The following is a 15,542-nucleotide window of genomic DNA, read 5'->3' on the forward strand; positions in this document are numbered from 1 at the left end:
GAGACGTCACTTCCCTCATCCCGACACGGTGACGCGTACGACTACGGCGGAGGGGTCCGCCACGACATGCTGGGAACCATGACGACGCAGAGGAACACCCGTCCGACCGCCGACGACGCGACCGCGGACGAGACCGCCCGGGACGACGGCGCCACCGGGGCAGGAACCGACCGGGCCGACGGGCGCCCCGCGGCCGACGCGGACGGCTCCGCCACCGACCCCGGGGAGGCGGCCCGGGCCAGACGCGAGCAGGAGGTGCGGGAGGCCCTGCGTGCCATGAAACCCTGGAAGGGCAGAGCCACCCGCCAGGACAAGGTCCTGCTCGCCTGCGCCATCGGCATCCCCGCGTTCTTCCTGGCCCTCACCCCGGTCAAGCCGCTCCTCATCGCCGACCACCCGATCGGACTGGCCTTCCTGACCGGCAGCAACGCGGCGGTCGGAGCGGCGGCCGCCTTCGCCCGGATCGGCGAGATCCCGCTGTGGCTCGTCGTGGTCGCCGGCGTCGTCGGCAAGGTCAAGGTCGACTGGCTGTTCTGGTGGCTGGGCCGACGCTGGGGCCGCGGCTTCATCGACCTCCTCGCCCAGGGCGAGCGGGCCCGGAGGTTCGCCGACCGGGCCCACGACCTCAACCCGTGGATCATCCGGTTCGCGCTCACGCTCTCCTACCTGCCGGGCGTCCCCGCCGCCCTCATCCACGTCACAGCGGGCTGGACCGGGATGCGCCTGCGGACCTTCTTCCTCTTCGACGCCCTCGGCGCCCTGCTCCTCACCGCGGTCGTGACGGCCGTCGGCCACGCGAGCGGCCAGACGGGGGTCGACGTCATCCTCCTCGTCGACCGCTACGCCCTGTGGCTCACCTTCGCGATCATCTTCGTGATGGCCTTCTACCCGGTGTTCAGGCAGCAGCGCGCCGAGAAGGCCAGGCGCAGGGCCGCCGCCGAGGCGGCCGCGCCCGCCGGGGAGACCGCCTGAGGGCGTGCCCCGTCCACCTGGTCACCCACGAGCGGGAGCCGCACGGCTAGGCTGGCGTTCGGCAATCCGACACCCCGGGCCTGCCGGCTGCCTGGGTGCGTCACGAGCACACTCAAGGAGAGATCCCGTCATGGGACAGCGACACTTCGATCTGGTGGTCCTCGGCGCTGGTCCGGGCGGCTACGTCGCGGCGATCCGCGCGGCCCAGCTCGGGCTGAACACGGCCGTCATCGAGGAGAAGTACTGGGGCGGCGTCTGCCTGAACGTCGGTTGCATCCCCTCCAAGGCGCTCCTGCGCAACGCCGAGCTGGCCCACCTGTTCCGCACCGAGGCCGACCAGTTCGGCATCAAGGTGGACGGCACGGTCGAGTTCGACTTCGGCAAGGCCCACAGCCGCAGCCGCGAGGTGGCCGACGGCCGCGTCAAGGGCGTCCACTTCCTCATGAAGAAGAACAAGATCACCGAGCTCAACGGGCGCGGCACGTTCCTCGACGCCAACACCGTCGAGGTGCGCGGTGAGGACGGCTCCACCGAGACCGTCACCTTCGACAACGCGGTGATCGCCGCCGGGTCCTCCACCAAGCTGATCCCCGGCACGGAGCTCTCCGAGCGGGTCGTCACCTACGAGGAGCAGATCCTCGACGAGAACCTCCCCGAGAGCATCATCATCGCGGGCGCCGGCGCCATCGGTGTCGAGTTCGCCTACGTCCTCGCCAACTACGGCGTCGACGTCACCATCGTGGAGTTCCTCGACCGGATGGTCCCGCTGGAGGACGAGGAGGTCTCCAAGGAGCTGGCGCGCGCCTACAAGAAGCTCGGCGTGAAGGTGATGACCTCCACCCGCGTCGAGGCGGTCGAGGACACGGGCGAGAAGGTCCGGGTCACCGTCTCCTCCACGGAGGGCGAGCAGCAGACCCTGGAGGCCGACCGGCTGCTCCAGGCGATCGGGTTCGCGCCGAACGTCGAGGGCTACGGCCTGGAGAAGACCGGGGTGAAGCTGACCGACCGGGGCGCGATCGACATCGACTCCCGGGGACGCACCAACGTCCCCAACATCTACGCGATCGGCGACGTGACCGCCAAGCTCATGCTCGCGCACACCGCCGAGGCGATGGGCGTCGTGGCGGTGGAGACCATCGCGGGCGCCGAGACGCAGGAGATCGACTACCGGTTCATCCCGCGCGCCACCTACTGCCAGCCGCAGATCGCCAGCTTCGGCTACAGCGAGACCGAGGCGCGCGAGGCCGGGTTCGACGTCCAGGTCGCCAAGTTCCCGTTCATGGCCAACGGCAAGGCGCACGGCCTGGGCGAGACCCGCGGTTTCGTCAAGGTCATCTCCGACGGCAAGTACGGGGAGTTCCTCGGCGCCCACATGATCGGCCCGGACGTCACCGAACTGCTGCCCGAGCTGACGCTGGCCCAGCAGTGGGACCTGACGGTGCACGAGGTGTCCCGCAACATCCACGCCCATCCGACGCTCAGCGAGGCGGTCAAGGAGGCCGTGCACGGCCTGGCCGGGCACATGATCAACCTCTGACCCGGGGTGTGCGGCGCGGGGCGGTGGGAACGAGGGCTCGGCCACGTCGGCGGGGCGCCCGGGGGACTTGCTAAGTTTCCCTGTGACCCCCGCCGGGGCCTCCTCCCGCCGCCCGGCGCTCCCCGATCCGAAAGCCACCCATGCGTCTGATCCCCTCCACCCCCCTGTCGTGCCTGGGCACGGCCGTCGTCGCCGTCGCCGTCGGCGGTGTCGCCCTCGTCGGCTTCGGCGTGATCGACCTCGACCTGGACCTGAGTCTGTCCAGCGGTGACCTCGACGCCTTCGAGGGCCTGCCGCTCACCGAGCCCAGCGGTGAGCCCAGCACCGGCCCCGACGGCGAGGAGGACCCGGACGCTCCCGGCTACACCCTCCCCGAGTCATGCGCGGCGGCGGGCGTCGCGGAGGTCGTCGGCGACCTGGCCCCGGGCCCGGTCCTGACCGAGGAGGCCGGTGCGGTCGAGGGCGTCGACGGCGCCGAGCAGCTCGTGTGCTCCTACGGCGACGGCGGCGCCGAGCCGGGCAGCCCGACCTTCACCGTCGTGTTCACCCTGGGCGCCGACCCGAGCACCAACCCCGACGTGGTCCGGGTGCCCGGTTCCGAGGAGCAGATGAACTGGGAGGTGGACGTCGACGTGGACGTGGACACCTACCACACCGACGAGGCCGACAGCCTGGGCGGCGACCTGGAGTACGTGGGGACCGTGGACGGCTCCAGCCGCCACCTGTACCTGGCGCTCCCCGGTGAGCTGCACGTGACCGCGATCTCCTACTTCGGCGAGGTGCCCCGCGAGGACCTGGAGCGCGTCGTCATGACGGCGGCGGAGCGGATCAGGAACTGAGCACGCCCGCGGCCAGGAGCCGCAGGCAGCGGTCGACCAGGGCGGCCGGGCCGTCGTCGCCCTCCGTCGGCGCGTCGGTGGCCGCCCACCGTTCGAGCGACACCCGTACCGCGTCGGTGGCGGCGGCCGCCGCCAGCCGGTGGGCGACGGGGTCGTCGACGAACCCCGGCCACGCCTCCAACACCTGGGCGAGGTGTTCCTCCGACTGACGGTTGACCCGGTACCAGACCTCGCGGAGGGCCTCGTCGGTCGCGGCGGCGCGCAGGAGCGCACGCGTCCACTCCAGCCCCTCCGGCCCACCGTCGTCGCCCTCCGCCATCGTCTCGGCGACCGACTCCGCCAGGAGTCCGGCCAGGTCCCGCCCGGTCGCCCCCTCGTTCTCCGACGCCGCCATCCGCTCGGACAGCCGCGCGCGCCAACGGTCGGCCCCCGCGAGTAGCAGCGGCGCCACGGCGTCCTGCTTAGTGCGGAAGTAGCGGTAGAAGGTGCGCAGCGCCACCCCGGAGGCGTGGGCGATGTCCTCGGCGGTGGTGTGGTCCACCCCGTTCCGCGCGAAGAGCGCGGCGGCGGCGCGGGCGATCTCCAGGCGCGTGGCCCGTCGTCGGCGCTCGTGCAGGGGTGCGGAGGGCGCCTCGGGCGGCGGTGCGGCACTCATTCCGACCAGCATAGCCGTGTGGGGATGACCATGTACGCCAAAGTGGCACGACGTGCCACATGTGCATAACGTGTATATGGAAGTGGGGCCGCCGACGACAGCCCGACGGCCACGAGAGTCTGGAGCAGACCATGAACCGCTACGAAGGACGCCGCGTACTCGTCACCGGCGCCGGATCCGGAATCGGCCAGGCCACGGCACTGCGCGTCCTGTCGGAGGGCGGCGCCGTCGTCGCCGCGGACGTGAGCGAGGCCGGGCTGAAGGACACCCTGGCCAAGGCGGGCCGGGCCGCCGACCGCCTCGGCACGGTGATCGTCGACATCGCCGACGAGGCGTCCGTCCGCGCCGCCGTCCGGTCGGCCACCACCCAGCTCGGCGGGCTGGACGCCCTGGTCAACGCCGCCGGGATCCTGCGCTCCTCGCACACCGAGCACACCAGCGCCGCCGACTTCACCCGGGTCCTCCAGGTGAACCTGGTCGGCACGTTCCTCGTCATCCGCGAGGCGCTGCCGCACCTGCGCGAGGGCCGCGACCCGGCGGTGGTCAACTTCAGCTCGACCTCCGCCGCCTTCGCCCACCCGTACATGGCCGCCTACGCGGCGAGCAAGGGCGGAGTCCAGTCCATGACCCACGCGCTCGCCAGCGAGTACGCCGCCGACGGCATCCGCTTCACCGCCGTGCAGCCGGGCTCGATCTCCAGCGGCATGACGGACGGCAGCGGCGCGAGCGGGCAGAGCGCCGGTCCGGGTCTGCCCGAGGACGCCGACATGGGCCTGTTCGCCAAACTGAGCCCCGCCATCGGGGGCGGGGGCTTCGCCGGGCCGGAGACCGTCGCCTCCGTCGTCGCCATGCTGGCCTCGGCGGACGGGGCGTTCGTCACCGGCACCGAGATCCGCGTCGACGGCGGCACGCACTTCTGATCCGGTCCCCGAACAGCGGGGGCGCGGCCGCGCACACCGCGGCCGCGCCCCACCCGTATCTCCACCGGGGAACCGGTCAGTACTCGACCGGGATCTCCGCGAACTCACCGAACGGCCCCGCGCGCAGCGTCAGCTGCTCCACGTCCGCCGCAGGCGCCGGGAACACGGCGACCAGATCGTAGGTGTTGCCGGGCTGGAGCAGGTGCACCTCCTCGGCGAAGCTGCTGTAGCGGCCCTCCCCGAAGTCCATCTGCGCCACGTACCGCACCAGGCCGTTCTCCGGCTCCAGCAGCTGGAAGCCGCCGAGGGTGCCCTTGTTGAACTGCTCCGGGCCGCCGGCCAGGATCGCGTCCGTGCCGCCCAGGTCCGGGATCGTCGGCTCGTCCCCGGTGTTGGTCAGTGCGAACGTCCCGATCACGTACGCGCCGTCGCGGCGCAGCGGGTAGACGTCCAGGCGCACCCCGTCCAGCTCGCCGCTGGTCACCACCGAACCCGGGTCGTCGGTGTAGGGGGCGGGCCAGGTGACGTTGCGCTGGGCGACGCCCAGGGCGTCCTCGTCGTACTCCTCTTCCTCCGAGGCCCCCGACGAGGCGTCGTAGACGTAGGAGAACTCGACGCGGCGGTTGCGGGCGCGGGCCTGCTCGTCGTCCGGGCCGCCCTCGCGCGCGATCGGCTCGTCCATCCCGCGCCCCTCGACCTCCAGGGTGTAGCCGGAGCCGATCTCCTCGGCGAGCAGGTCGCGGACGGTCTCGGCGCGGTCCACCGACAGGGCGTCGTTGTAGGAGGCGGTGCCGATGCCGTCGGTGTGGCCGATGATCGTGATGGTCGGGTCGTCGGGGTCGACGTTGGCGGCCAGGGTCGTGGCCGCGCGACGGACCACCTCCTCGGCCTCCGGGGTCAGGTCCGAGCTGTCGAAGGCGAACATCACGTCCGAGTGCAACGAGATGATCTCCCGGTCGCCGTCACGGGTGGTGGAGGCGATCTGGGAGTCGACGAAGCTCTGCACCCAGCCCTCGTCGGCCACGGCGTCCTCGTCGGGACGGCGGTTGGCGAAGGTGAGGTTCTCCCCGCGCGGCGGGGGGTTGTCCAGGGTGAGGTGGTCGGCGCCGTTCGGGTCCTCGGGGTCCGGCCGCTCCTCGTCCACGTCCTGGACCGGGATCCCGGTCATGGCGCCCAGACCGCTGCCGATGAAGGTCACCTGCTCGACCTCGTCGGGCAGGCGCGGGTAGTAGCGGACGTACTCGTTGGTGACCCCGTCGTGCACCGGGTACAGTCCGTCCCCGTTCGGGCTCTCGGAGCCGTACTTGAGGCCGTCCTCGTCGAGGAACTGGCGGTACACTCGGCCGGTCATCGGGTCCACCAGCGTGTGCGCCATACTCAGGTTGCGGTTGGGGCCGGAGAACTCGTCGGAGTAGGTCACCTCGTAGTACATGACCGTGTACTCGTCGGTGCGCTCCAGGCCGGTGATCGAGAAAGTCATCTCGTTGTCCTGGCCCGTGTCCTGGAAGATCCGGCCCTCGCGGACGTAGGGGAACTCCTCCCTGACCTCGGGCGGGCCGTCGCCGCCGAAGGTCTCGGACCACCATTCGACGGTGGCCGTGCAGCCGCTGAGCAGGAGGGCTCCCGATACGGTCAGCGCGACCGCGGTGACGGTCGTCTTCCACGCCATGTGGGGGAACTCCGATCGTTGAGGGGACGTACCGGCAACATCCTCCACCAGTCGGGCACCCGTGCCGACCGCGCGCCCCCGGTCGGGGCCCCGCACCCCGGCGGGAAATTCCCTTCCGTCGACCAATCCGCCCCGGCGCCCGGCCGCGAATCCCCCACGTGACCACCAAGACACGGGACGACAGCACACGGCCAGGCAACCAGCCGGGGTTCGCCGTCGGCGCGACCGTCGGCCTGCTCACCGCGGCGGCCGGCCTCGGCGCCGCCGAGCTGGCCGCCGGCGCGCTGCGCACGGCGTCCCCGGTGATCGTCGTCGGCGACGCGCTCGTCGACAACAGCCCACCGGAGCTGATGGCGCTGGCGATCTCGCTGCTCGGTACGGCCGACAAGCCCGTGCTGCTCGCGGGGATCGTACTCGTCCTCGCCGTGTCCGGCGCCGTGCTGGGGACCGTCGCGCTCAGGCGCCCGCTCCTCGGCCAGGCCGGACTGGTGGTCCTGGCGGCGGCGGGTGCGACCGCCGTCCTCCTGCGCCGCGCCGACGACCCGGGAGCCGTGGTCCCGGTCCTCGTCGGCGCGGTCGCGGGCGCGGCGGCCCTGGCGCTCCTGATGCGGAGCGCCGGGAACGGCTTCTCCACAGGGGAGGAGGGGGAGACGACGGTACCGGCGGCGCGAGGGGAGGCGGATCATCCGCCGCGGGGCCCCGGCAGGCGTGGTTTCGTCCGCACCGCCACCGGAGTCCTGGGGGCGTCCGCCGCCGCCGGTGCCGTCGGACACTGGCTCCCCCGGTTCCCGGGGTCCTCCACGGACGCGGCCCTGAAACTTCCCGCACCCGCCCGCCCCCTGCCTCCGCTGCCCGCCGGGGTGGACCTGGGGGTCCCGGGACTCACCCCGTTCACCACCCCCAACACGGACTTCTACCGGATCGACACCGCGCTCTCGGTTCCCCGGCCGGACCCCTCCCGGTGGACCCTGCGCGTGCACGGAATGGTCGACCGCCCCTTCGAGATCGACATGGACGAACTGCTGTCGATGCCGCTGGAGGAGGCGGACATCACGCTCACCTGCGTGTCCAACCAGGTCGGCGGCGACCTGGCGGGCAACACCCGGTGGCTGGGCGTCCGGCTCGACCGGCTGCTCCGACGCGCCGGGGTGCACCCGGGAGCCGACCAGATCCTCAGCACCTCCGACGACGGCTGGACCTGCGGGACCCCGACCGAGGTGGTCATGGACGGACGAGACGCCCTCCTCGCGGTCGGCATGGGCGGCGAGCCGCTGCCCGCCGAGCACGGATACCCGGCCCGCATGGTCGTCCCCGGCCTGTACGGCTTCGTCAGCGCCACCAAGTGGGTCACCGACATCAAGCTCACCCGGTTCGCCGACGAGCGCGCCTACTGGGCGCGACGCGGCTGGGGGGTCCGGGCGCCGATCAAGACCATGTCCCGCGTGGACGTGCCCGCCCCGCTGAGCCGAGTCGCCTCCGGGGACGTCGTCCTGGCCGGGGTCGCCTGGGCCCAACACCGGGGCGTCGACGCCGTCGAGGTCCGCCTGGACGGCGGCGACTGGTGGGAGGCCGAGCTCGCCCGCGTTCCGGGGATCGACACCTGGGTCCAGTGGGTGACCGAGACCTCCGTGGCCCCCGGACTGCACGCCGTGGAGGTCCGGGCGACCGACGCCATCGGAGCCACACAGCCCTCGGCCAGGGCCGAACCGATTCCCGACGGAGCCACCGGCTGGCACCGCATCCGCTTCACCGCGGAGTGACAGACCACCCCCCTCGCCGCCACGGCGGCCACCGAAGTTGAACAAGTTGAAGGAGAGTTCCATGATTCGCAAGAGCGTTCTCACCACCGCCGCCTCCGCCGCCGTTCTGGCGTTCGGACTGACCGCCTGCGGCGACATGGGCGGTGACGAGGCCGCCGACGCCGCCTCCCCCGAGGCGACCGAGGAGACCGGGGGAACCCAGGGCGGCAACGGGGAGAGCGCGGGCGAGGACATGGACGCCATGCAGGCGTTCGGTCCGGGCTGCGCCGCGGTCCCCGAGGACGGCGCGGGCAGCTTCGAGGGCATGGCCCAGGACCCGGTCGCGACCGCGGCCTCGAACAACCCGGTCCTGTCCACCCTGGTCACCGCCGTCACCGAGGCGGACCTGGTCGACACGCTCAACTCGGCCGAGGACATCACGGTGTTCGCGCCGACCAACGACGCCTTCGCCGCGATCCCCGAGGAGGACCTCAACGCCCTCCTCGCCGACCAGGACCAGCTGACCGAGGTCCTGACCTACCACGTCGTGGAGGGCAGGCACGCGCCGTCCGACCTGGAGGACGGGACGTTCACCTCGCTCCAGGGCGGGGACGTCACCACCGAGGGCGCCGGGGAGGACTTCACGGTCAACGGCGACTCCCGGGTGGTGTGCGGCAACGTGCAGACCGCCAACGCCACGGTCTACATCGTCGACACGGTGCTGATGCCCTCCTGAGGGCCGTGACGTCCGGGCGGTCCGCGCGCTGACGCCGGGCCGCCCGGACACCGTCCCCGCCCGCCGTGAGAGGAAGTGAGCAGATGGACGAGGAAGCCGCGGAGCCCCTCGCCGCGCCCCGGGCCGTGGACCGGCACCCGCCGAACACCAGACTCGCCGGGCTGCTCCGGCGGGTGGCGCGCGGGGACGAGGATGCCTTCGACGAGGTGTACGAGCTGGTGAGCCCCTCCGTCTACGGCCTGGCCCGCCGGATCCTGCGCGATCCGGCGCAGTCCGAGGAGGTCGCCCAGGAGGTCCTGGTGGAGATCTGGCGCACCGCCTGCCGGTTCGACGAGAACCGCGGGAGCGCCCGCGCCTGGGTGATGACCCTGACGCACCGCAGGGCGGTCGACCGCGTCCGCTCCGAACAGGCCAGCTCCGACCGGGAGGCCCGTGCCGCGGCCTCCGAGACCCACCGGCCCTTCGACGAGGTCGCCGAGGAGGTCGGCGACCGGCTGGAGCGCGAACGCGTCCGCCGCTGCCTCGACACCCTCACCGACCTCCAGCGCCAGTCCGTGCGGTTGGCCTACTACGGCGGGTACACCTACCGGGAGGTCGCCCGGCTGCTGGCCACACCGCTGGGCACCGTCAAGACACGGATGCGCGACGGACTGATCCGACTCCGAGACTGCCTGGGGGTGGAGTGGTGAGGAGATCACTGAGCCAGGACCCGCACCGCCTGTCGGGCGCCTACGCCCTGAACGCCCTCTCCCCCGACGAACGCACGCGCTTCGAGGACCACCTCGCCGGGTGCGCCGCCTGCGTACAGGAGGTACGGGGGTTCTCCGAGACCGCCGCCCTGCTCGGTTCGACGGCGGCCGAGACCCCGCCCGAGGGCCTGCGCGAACGCGTCATGGAACAGGTGTCGCGGACCCGGCAGCTGGCGCCCGCCCCGGAACGCCTGCCCGAGCCCCGCCGGCGCCCGTGGGGGTGGGGCCCGTGGCTGGTGCTCGCCGCCTGCCTGGCCGTGGTGGTCGCCCTCGGCACGGCCGTGGTCGACCAGGTCGGACAGGTCCGCGAGCTGCGGGAGCGGGAACGGCTCATCTCGTCCGTGCTCACGGCGCCGGACGCCGAGTACACCTCCGGCGAGCCGGAGGAGGGGGTCAGCATGACCCTCGTCTACTCCGAGGAGCGGGGCCGCGTCGTGTTCGGCGCCCACGGGCTGGAGGACCTGGAGGACCGGGACTACCAGCTCTGGGTGACCCACGAGGACGGGGCGGTCACGCCGGCCGGTCTCCTCGCCGTCGACGCCGAGGGCGTGGCCGCTCCCGTCGTCGCCGCGGCCGACGCCGAGGGCGCCGAGGGCGTGGCCGTCACGATCGAGCCCGAGGGCGGGTCCGAGCAGCCGACCACGGACCCCATCGCGGCGATGACGTTCGGCGGCTGACCGCGGGTGTCCGTGGTCCGGCGGGAGCGCACCCCGTCAGGCCACGGACACATCCTCGGGCCGGGGCAGGGACCGCATCACCGGGGTGAGGGTGCACAGTGCGGCCGCCCCGGACACGAGCGCCATGGTCAGGAAGACCCACTCCGGCCCGGCGTGGTCGAAGACGAGCCCGACGCCGAGGATCCCCACCGGCTGGGACAGCATCGCCAGGAACATGACCGCGCCCAGGACGCGCCCCTGCCGCGCGTCGCCGACCGAGGCCGCCACGTACCCGTAGAACAGGGCGTTGGCGCTCGGGACGATGGCGAACACGCACCCGACGACCACCCCGAGCAGGACCACGTTGGGGGCCGCGAGCAGTGCGAGCGCTCCCACCGGGGCCGACCACGCCGCCATGCGGAAGGTCGCGGACGGGCGGGCCCACCGGACCACCGTCCCCGCGGCCAGGGACCCCACCAGTCCTCCGGTCCCGGCCAGGGAGACGGTCATGCCGATCTGGAGGTGGGAGGCGCCCTGCCCCTCCGCGGTCGCGATGATCGCCAGGAAGGCGCCCGTGGCGGTGAAGGCCAGGTTGAACCCCAGGATCCACGCGATCATCGGCCGCAGGAGGGGGTGCCTGACCAGCACGGCGAAACCGTCGGCCATCCCCCTCAGGGTCCGTCCCCCGGCGTCCGCGCGGTCCGCCTGCATGGGGCGGCGGACCGCCAGCAGCAGGACGGCCGAGGCCAGGTAGGTGACGGCCTCGACGGCGAACGGCAGCGCTCTGCCCAGGTTGAACAGCGAGCCCGCGACCGGGGCGCCCAGGGCCGTGGTGCCGAAGAGGCGGATCTGGTTCTGCGCGGCGGCGTCCGCGAGCTGGGCGGCCGGGACCAGCTGCTTGGTCGCGGCCGTGGCCACCGGGTTGGCGATCCCCGTCATGGCGGCGGAGGCGACCGCCACGCACGCGATGAGCGGGATCGACGCGCGCCCGGTCAGCAGCAGACCGGTGAACAGGGCGAGCAGGGCCAACCGCCCCAGGTCGCAGCTGAGCAGCACCGCGCGCCGGCTGATCCGGTCGGCGAGGGCGCCGCCGAGGAGCGCGGAGACCATAGCCGCCGTCACCTGGGCGGCCCCGATCGCACCGGCCTGTGCGGCCGACTCCACGAGGAGGAGCACCAGGAGCGGATAGGCGACCTCACCGCTCTCCTTGCCCAGTCCGGCGAGGAACCTGCTGGTCCAGAGCGCCTGGAAGTCGCGGTTGCGCAGCAGCGCCCGGGAACCGTCCGCCCCGAGACCGCGCGGGGTCCGCCCGGGTGCCCCGGACGGACCCCGCCGCTCGGTGGTCATGTGGACCGGTGGAACGCCGTGGGGGCCGGTCCGGGAGGCCGATCGGGGGGTACGGATCTCATGCCGCCATTATGCGCGCACGGACGAGCCTCCGTCGGTACTCCGGCCCGCGGATTCGGCGGCCGCCTCGATGGTGCGCGGAGTCCGTTCGATGTAGGCCACGACCAGGGCGACCGCGAGCGATCCGCCGGCCACGAACAGGTACGACGCGCCCCATCCGCCCGTCAGCTCGCCCACGAGGCCGAAGAGCAGCGGCCCGCCCAGGGCGACCCCGCTGCCCACCCCCTGGACGAAACCGGAGAGCGCGCCCGCCCCGCCGGGGGTGGTGCTGCGCGTGTTGATCATGGTCATGGTCACCACGAACAGGCTGGTGCCCATGCCGAGGAAGACCGCCCACAGGGGCGTCAGGTGCTCGGGGGCCACCGCGACGCCCAGGTAGCCGATCGCGTACCCGGCCACCCCGAGCGCGACGATCGGGAACGTGTTGGCCGACCGCACGGTGACGGTGGGCGCGACCAGGCCGAACAGCAGGCTCACCCCGACCATCAGCGACACCATGCTCCCGGCGAAGGCGTTGGTGTGTCCGGCGTCGGCGAGCAGGGTCGGCAGCCAGGTGAAGAGGGTGAAGACGTTCCAGGTGACCATCCCGAACAGCAGGGCCATGCGCCAGGCCATGGCCACGCGCCAGACGGGGCGGGCCAGGGCGGTCCGGGGCGGGGCGGGCACGGCTCGGGCGGTCTCGCCCCGGGCCGGACGCAGCCACTGCAGGACCCACAGACCGGCCGCCGCCAGCGCGATCACGGCCCACACGCCGATGGCCGGGCGCCATCCGACGGCTTCGGCGAGGGGGACGGCGACCAGCGGCGGGAAGAGGGCGCCGGTGTGGATGGCGACCATCTGGACGGTGCTGAGCGTGGCCAGGCGGTCGGGGAAGTACTGCTTGATCAGGGGCGGCAGCACGACGTTGCCCAGCGCCGCGCCCGCGAGGGCCACGGCGGTCAGCACCAGCAGGGTGCCGGTGTCGGGCGCGAAGGCGCGCAGGGCCTGACCGAGGGCGGTGAGCAGCATGCTCAGCACGGCGGTGAGTTCGGGGCCCAGGCGGCGCATGATCGCCGGGGTGACCAGCCCGAAGACGGCGAAGGCGATCAGCGGCAGGGTGCCGAACACGCCGATGACGGTGGCGGCGAAGCCGAACTCGTCCCCGACCGTGGTCAGCAGGGGTGACAGGGCGGTGACCACCAGGCGCAGATTCAGTGCCGCGCAGGTGATCGCCAGCAGGGACAGGATGCGGCCTCGGAGGGCTCCGGTGGGAGCCGCGGTGAGCGGCCGGACCGACGGTCGGTCGGTGACGGCCGCGACGGAGGAAACGCTCATGACGGCGACGGACGTCCCTTGTTGTGCGGTGATGCGGCGCTGCATCAGAGCGGGGTCGACCGGCGGGCGACGTTGCCTGCCCGGGAAGGATCGCTTCCCCAGGGCGAGCCAAATACGACCTTTTCAAGGAAATGTTATGCACACAGCGGACCCATACACAACTTTCCGTATTTAATACGGCTACTATGGGCTTATGGCTGATCTTGACGAACTTGATACGGCGATCCTGGCCGAACTCCAGTCGGACGCACGGCGCACCAACCGGGACGTGGCCGCCGCGGTGGGCGCGTCACCGACCACGACACTGGACCGGACCCGCGCGCTCAGGGAGCGGGGGGTGATCCGGGGCGCGCTGCTGGACGTCGACCTGGAGCTCATCGGCCGACCGGTGCAGGCCCTCATCACCGTGCGCATCGTCAAACCCTCGCGGCACAACATCGAGGCGTTCCGCGACTGGGTGCGCTCCCTGCCCGACACCCTGTCGGTGTTCGTGACCTCGGGAAACGAGGACTTCCTGATCCACGTCGCGCTGCCGGACAACGACAGCCTGTACGCGTTCGTCGTCGACAAGCTGACGGAGCGCCCGGAGGTCGCCGACGTGCGGGCGTCGATCGTCTACGAACACCTGCGCAACGACCGCATCGCCCCCGCCACGGCGAGGGGGCGCCGACGGCGGTGACGCACACGGGGGCGGGTCTCACTCGGGCGAGGGCGTGAGCAGCACGAACCCGGTCTGGAACGGGTCCGCGCACAGGGCCAGCCGCCCCACCCGCGGAACGTCCTCGGGACCCATGAACACCTGACCGCCCGACGCGGTGACCAACGCCGCGGCCGCGTCGCAGTCGGCGACGGCGAAGACCGGGTGCCAGTCCCCGTCACCGCCGCTGGCCGCCAACTGGGCTCGGTCCACACCCACCATCCCGCCGAACTCCCGGCCCTCGGCGTGGCCGGACGGGGCGATGATCCGGTAGGGCTCGGGGCTGTCCGGAAGCTCGAAGTCCTGGTAGCGCCAGTCGAACAGCTCGGCGTAGAAGGACTGCGCGCCCGCGCCGTCCGGTGTCCACAGCTCGACCCAGCACAGGCTGTTGACCTGGTCGGTGATCCCCATACCCGGGAAGTCACGCGCCTGCCAGAGCCCGAAGTCCCCGCCCTGGGGGTCGGCGCAGAACGCTATACGGCCCAGCGAGAGGACCTCCCTCGGCCCCTCGTGCACCGTGCCGCCGAGGCTCACCACCGCGCGGGCGGTCTCGTCGACGTCGTCGGTGGCGAAGTAGACCGTCCACGCCGGCCGCCGCCCCTCCTGTGCCAGCGGCCCGAGCCCGGCCAAGGGGGTCCCGTCCAACCGGAGCATCCGGTATCCGCCCATCTCCGGCGCCGGTTCGTCGGCGGTCCAGCCGAACACCTTCCGGTAGAAGGTGACGGAGGCCTCGATGTCCGGCGACCCCAGATCGATCCAGCAGGGCGAGCCGGGGACGAAGTCGGTGGTGATCATGGGTACCCCTTCCGCGTGTTTCCACGAAACGCACCACCTCCGAGTCTCTCCCTCCCCCCTGCCGGGAACGGCCCGCGACGCGGCAAAGACTCACACAACTCCCGTGCCGGCCCGGCGGCCGGACGGTTCGGGGGAAACCGGGGATCTCCGAAGGGACCGGTGTCCGGAGGACGGGCACAGGGAGGAGGGCGTCCTTCCCAGCAGGGACCGCGCGGTACGGGTCAGGTGCGCCTGGTCGGCGAACCCCGCGTCGGCGGCGGCGCGGGCGACACGGTGGTCGGCCAGGTCCGCCACCGCCGCCCGGAGCCTGGCCCACAGCCGCAGACGGGCCAGCGGAACGCCGAGCTCCTCCCGCGCCAGAGCGCGCAGGCGCGGCCCCGAGAGCCCGACCTCGACGGCACGCGCGTCGAGGTCGCCCGGCTCGGCCAGCCGCGACAGCACCAGCGCGACCCGGGGGTCCACCCCGCGCCCCCGCCCCACGAGCCTCTCCACCTCCAGGCGGACCGAATCGAGGTCGACGGGCCCGTCCACGGAGTCCAGGGAGGTGATCCCCGACGCGGAGAGCAGCCGGGCGACGGTCGGGGCGTCCAACGGCAGCGGCCCCGCCACCTCCCGGACGGCCCACGGTTCGAGGAACAGCGCCACGTACGGCGACGGCGTCTCGCACTCGTGCGGCACCTGGTGCGGAACGAGCAGGCCCGGAGCCCGCAGGGGCGGTCGACCCGGGACCCGCGCGGTCACCCACCCGCCGCCCAGGGTGAGGACGACCTTGACCACCGGGTGCCGGTGCCCCGTGACGGTGGCGGCCCCGCTGTCGGCGAACAGGGTCACCCGCGGATCCGACGCGAAGAGGACGC

At 72.6% G+C, this 15,542-nt stretch carries 15 protein-coding genes; 9 read left to right on the plus strand and 6 right to left on the minus strand.

The window, feature by feature from the left end; genetic code table 11:
* Window positions 1-78: 78 nt before the first annotated feature.
* From DVR05_RS21240 to DVR05_RS21250, 3 genes are all read left to right on the plus strand, one after another.
* Window positions 79-972, plus strand: coding sequence for a DedA family protein (locus DVR05_RS21240; RefSeq protein ID WP_116247697.1), 894 nt, complete (start codon window positions 79-81; stop codon window positions 970-972).
* A 130-nt stretch (window positions 973-1,102) separates the two neighbouring features.
* On the plus strand, window positions 1,103-2,509 hold the full coding sequence (gene lpdA, locus DVR05_RS21245; RefSeq protein WP_116247665.1) for a dihydrolipoyl dehydrogenase: 1,407 nt from the start codon (window positions 1,103-1,105) through the stop codon (window positions 2,507-2,509).
* 140 nt (window positions 2,510-2,649) lie between these two features.
* Entirely contained in the window at window positions 2,650-3,348 is a 699-nt protein-coding gene (locus tag DVR05_RS21250) for a hypothetical protein (protein WP_116247666.1), read from the plus strand.
* On the opposite strand, the gene DVR05_RS21255 is transcribed toward DVR05_RS21250, so the two are convergent.
* The gene (locus DVR05_RS21255; RefSeq protein ID WP_232832251.1) at window positions 3,338-4,003 is read right to left on the minus strand and encodes a TetR/AcrR family transcriptional regulator; all 666 of its coding nucleotides are present in this window, start codon (window positions 4,001-4,003) and stop codon (window positions 3,338-3,340) included. The two genes, DVR05_RS21250 and DVR05_RS21255, sit on opposite strands and share 11 nt — an antisense overlap.
* 131 nt (window positions 4,004-4,134) lie before the next feature.
* Between DVR05_RS21255 and DVR05_RS21260 the strand changes: the two genes are divergently transcribed.
* Window positions 4,135-4,923 (plus strand): SDR family NAD(P)-dependent oxidoreductase, encoded by a 789-nt coding sequence (locus DVR05_RS21260; RefSeq protein WP_116247668.1) that lies wholly within the window; start codon window positions 4,135-4,137, stop codon window positions 4,921-4,923.
* A gap of 76 nt (window positions 4,924-4,999) precedes the next feature.
* Here DVR05_RS21260 and DVR05_RS21265 read toward each other — a convergent pair whose 3' ends face one another.
* Complete coding sequence (locus DVR05_RS21265; protein ID WP_116247669.1) at window positions 5,000-6,592, minus strand: OmpA family protein; 1,593 nt, start codon at window positions 6,590-6,592, stop codon at window positions 5,000-5,002.
* A gap of 158 nt (window positions 6,593-6,750) precedes the next feature.
* Here DVR05_RS21265 and DVR05_RS21270 point away from each other — a divergent pair, with 158 nt between their 5' ends.
* The 4 genes from DVR05_RS21270 to DVR05_RS21285 all read left to right on the plus strand — a co-directional run bounded on the left by DVR05_RS21270 (window position 6,751) and on the right by DVR05_RS21285 (window position 10,493).
* On the plus strand, window positions 6,751-8,352 hold the full coding sequence (locus DVR05_RS21270; protein WP_369974566.1) for a molybdopterin-dependent oxidoreductase: 1,602 nt from the start codon (window positions 6,751-6,753) through the stop codon (window positions 8,350-8,352).
* A gap of 61 nt (window positions 8,353-8,413) precedes the next feature.
* Complete coding sequence (locus DVR05_RS21275; protein WP_116247671.1) at window positions 8,414-9,067, plus strand: fasciclin domain-containing protein; 654 nt, start codon at window positions 8,414-8,416, stop codon at window positions 9,065-9,067.
* An 83-nt stretch (window positions 9,068-9,150) separates the two neighbouring features.
* Complete coding sequence (locus DVR05_RS21280) at window positions 9,151-9,756, plus strand: sigma-70 family RNA polymerase sigma factor (RefSeq protein WP_116247672.1); 606 nt, start codon at window positions 9,151-9,153, stop codon at window positions 9,754-9,756.
* Window positions 9,753-10,493, plus strand: coding sequence for an anti-sigma factor domain-containing protein (locus DVR05_RS21285; RefSeq protein ID WP_198659279.1), 741 nt, complete (start codon window positions 9,753-9,755; stop codon window positions 10,491-10,493). The genes DVR05_RS21280 and DVR05_RS21285 overlap by 4 nt, the downstream gene beginning before the upstream one ends.
* Window positions 10,494-10,529: 36 nt before the next feature.
* On the opposite strand, the gene DVR05_RS21290 is transcribed toward DVR05_RS21285, so the two are convergent.
* Complete coding sequence (locus DVR05_RS21290; RefSeq protein ID WP_116247673.1) at window positions 10,530-11,819, minus strand: MFS transporter; 1,290 nt, start codon at window positions 11,817-11,819, stop codon at window positions 10,530-10,532.
* 69 nt (window positions 11,820-11,888) lie between these two features.
* Window positions 11,889-13,193, minus strand: coding sequence for a CynX/NimT family MFS transporter (locus tag DVR05_RS21295; RefSeq protein WP_116247674.1), 1,305 nt, complete (start codon window positions 13,191-13,193; stop codon window positions 11,889-11,891).
* A gap of 193 nt (window positions 13,194-13,386) precedes the next feature.
* On the opposite strand from DVR05_RS21295, the gene DVR05_RS21300 reads away from it, so the two are divergent.
* The gene (locus DVR05_RS21300) at window positions 13,387-13,872 is read left to right on the plus strand and encodes an Lrp/AsnC family transcriptional regulator (RefSeq protein ID WP_116247675.1); all 486 of its coding nucleotides are present in this window, start codon (window positions 13,387-13,389) and stop codon (window positions 13,870-13,872) included.
* An 18-nt stretch (window positions 13,873-13,890) separates the two neighbouring features.
* On the opposite strand, the gene DVR05_RS21305 is transcribed toward DVR05_RS21300, so the two are convergent.
* Together DVR05_RS21305 and DVR05_RS27135 are read right to left on the minus strand one after the other, a co-directional pair.
* Window positions 13,891-14,685 carry a VOC family protein gene (locus DVR05_RS21305; protein WP_116247676.1) on the minus strand — a complete coding sequence of 265 codons (795 nt, stop codon included), beginning with the start codon at window positions 14,683-14,685 and terminating at the stop codon, window positions 13,891-13,893.
* Window positions 14,686-14,775: 90 nt separating this feature from the next.
* Complete coding sequence (locus tag DVR05_RS27135; RefSeq protein WP_232832252.1) at window positions 14,776-15,516, minus strand: helix-turn-helix domain-containing protein; 741 nt, start codon at window positions 15,514-15,516, stop codon at window positions 14,776-14,778.
* Window positions 15,517-15,542: the final 26 nt, after the last annotated feature.

This window comes from Nocardiopsis sp. FIRDI 009 (assembly GCF_003386285.1).
Taxonomy (GTDB): Bacteria; Actinomycetota; Actinomycetes; order Streptosporangiales; family Streptosporangiaceae; genus Nocardiopsis.

What these genes read in the sequence shown, in the direction of transcription:
- DVR05_RS21280 (WP_116247672.1), top strand. Translation starts at nt 9,151, where the DNA reads ATGGACGAGGAAGCCGCGGAGCCCCTCGCCGCGCCCCGGGCCGTGGAC.
- lpdA (WP_116247665.1), top strand. Translation starts at nt 1,103, where the DNA reads ATGGGACAGCGACACTTCGATCTGGTGGTCCTCGGCGCTGGTCCGGGC.
- DVR05_RS21275 (WP_116247671.1), top strand. Translation starts at nt 8,414, where the DNA reads ATGATTCGCAAGAGCGTTCTCACCACCGCCGCCTCCGCCGCCGTTCTG.
- DVR05_RS21250 (WP_116247666.1), top strand. Translation starts at nt 2,650, where the DNA reads ATGCGTCTGATCCCCTCCACCCCCCTGTCGTGCCTGGGCACGGCCGTC.
- DVR05_RS21290 (WP_116247673.1), bottom strand. Translation starts at nt 11,819, where the DNA reads ATGACCACCGAGCGGCGGGGTCCGTCCGGGGCACCCGGGCGGACCCCG.
- DVR05_RS21240 (WP_116247697.1), top strand. Translation starts at nt 79, where the DNA reads ATGACGACGCAGAGGAACACCCGTCCGACCGCCGACGACGCGACCGCG.
- DVR05_RS21255 (WP_232832251.1), bottom strand. Translation starts at nt 4,003, where the DNA reads ATGAGTGCCGCACCGCCGCCCGAGGCGCCCTCCGCACCCCTGCACGAG.
- DVR05_RS21295 (WP_116247674.1), bottom strand. Translation starts at nt 13,193, where the DNA reads ATGAGCGTTTCCTCCGTCGCGGCCGTCACCGACCGACCGTCGGTCCGG.
- DVR05_RS21305 (WP_116247676.1), bottom strand. Translation starts at nt 14,685, where the DNA reads ATGATCACCACCGACTTCGTCCCCGGCTCGCCCTGCTGGATCGATCTG.
- DVR05_RS21265 (WP_116247669.1), bottom strand. Translation starts at nt 6,592, where the DNA reads ATGGCGTGGAAGACGACCGTCACCGCGGTCGCGCTGACCGTATCGGGA.
- DVR05_RS21260 (WP_116247668.1), top strand. Translation starts at nt 4,135, where the DNA reads ATGAACCGCTACGAAGGACGCCGCGTACTCGTCACCGGCGCCGGATCC.
- DVR05_RS21300 (WP_116247675.1), top strand. Translation starts at nt 13,387, where the DNA reads ATGGCTGATCTTGACGAACTTGATACGGCGATCCTGGCCGAACTCCAG.